The organism is Alteromonas genovensis, from assembly GCF_010500895.1.
In the GTDB taxonomy this organism is placed as follows: Bacteria; Pseudomonadota; Gammaproteobacteria; order Enterobacterales; family Alteromonadaceae; genus Alteromonas; species Alteromonas genovensis.
In genome coordinates, this window is sequence record NZ_JAAAWO010000035.1 from 1 (window position 1) to 648 (window position 648).

Here is a 648-nt window from a genome sequence, read left to right on the forward strand (position 1 = left end):
CCACTTTGTGTTTCATGACTGGGGTGAAGTCGTAACAAGGTAACCCTAGGGGAACCTGGGGTTGGATCACCTCCTTACTATTACGTCGATGACGCCCTTGATGCAGTGCCTACACAGATTGTTTTGTTTATTTATAAAGACTCACCTCGCAAGTGTCGCGAATAGCTGCTTAAACGGAAGTAACCTTCCTGACAGCCATTCTGCTCGCTAAAGTGGTAGTTGTTTTTAGATAGAATGCTAATCAATAACCTTATTATTGATTAGTGTTTTTTTATAATGCACTAATGTTCTTTAACAATTTGGAAAGCTGATATTAATAGTAATCAATCAAAAGAGTAATTGAGAAGTCGAAAGACGCACTTTTTACTCTACTTGACTTGAATTGCTTGTTATCGAAACGCCGTAAGGCGGGTTAATCGACTTGTTCGGTTAACAAAGAAGATAGCAAGGCAATTCTTCCGATTAGCTTGTCATACATACAACATTACCCGTGTCCGACGTCAAAAGGCGGACATGAAGCCGATACTCAAGGCTTTTTAGGGTTGTATGGTTAAGTGACGAAGCGTATACGGTGGATGCCTTGGCAGTTAGAGGCGATGAAGGACGTGTAAGTCTGCGAAAAGCTGTGGTGAGCCGACAAAATGCATT

At 41.5% G+C, this 648-nt stretch carries 2 rRNA genes; both read left to right on the plus strand.

The features are described 5' to 3' along the window. Positions 1–77 (plus strand): 16S ribosomal RNA (locus tag GTQ48_RS17470); the annotation flags it as partial. Positions 78–548: 471 nt separating this feature from the next. Then, positions 549–648: ribosomal RNA gene (locus GTQ48_RS17475) — 23S ribosomal RNA — on the plus strand; the annotation flags it as partial.